The sequence below is a fragment of the Hymenobacter agri genome, from assembly GCF_054778495.1.
In genome coordinates, this window is record NZ_BAAGZM010001295.1 from 1 (window position 1) to 542 (window position 542).

2 protein-coding genes are annotated in these 542 nt (G+C 68.5%); both read left to right on the top strand.

Translation table 11 applies throughout. The features are described 5' to 3' along the window. Window positions 1-224: hypothetical protein (locus tag ACYVDE_RS25875; protein WP_460504363.1), on the top strand; the 224-nt coding region annotated here is incomplete at its 5' end. Beyond that, on the top strand, window positions 221-542 hold a 322-nt coding region (locus ACYVDE_RS25880; protein ID WP_460504364.1), incomplete at its 3' end, for a hypothetical protein. The genes ACYVDE_RS25875 and ACYVDE_RS25880, both read left to right, overlap by 4 nt.

Consider the following 542-nt stretch of genomic DNA (forward strand, 5'->3'; position numbering starts at 1 on the left):
ACGGGCTCTACGAGCAGTGGCACCGGCCCTGGCTCGACTTTCGGGCCCGGGCCGTGCCGCGCACCTACACCGTGCCCTTCGGCATCGCCGACCTGCGGGCCCTCGACCCGTCCCGCCACGAGCTGGTCGATTACCACCTGCACCTGTGGGAGAAAGTGAACCTGACGGTGGGGGCCGGCCGCCGGCTGCGCACGGCCACGTTTTCTTACCAGCAACTGCTATGAGCACGCCCCGGCAGGCGCCTGGGCCGGAAATCCAGGAAACCTTCGCCCGAAACGAGCGTGACCTGGCCGAGGCCTGGCTCCGGTTCAGCATCGAAAAGTTTCGGGCCAACCTGAAGCGGCTCAAGATTGGCTCGACCCAGGACCTGTACAACAGCCTGGCCGGCGAGCTGGTGAGCGCGGCCGGCGGCGACGAACTGAAGCTGCGGCTGAGCTACGCCGTGTACGGCATGTTCGTCGACATGGGCGTGGGCCGCGGCATGGGCGCCGGCGTCACCAAGGCCCAGAGCGCGGACTACGCCCGGCTTCGGAACAAGCGCG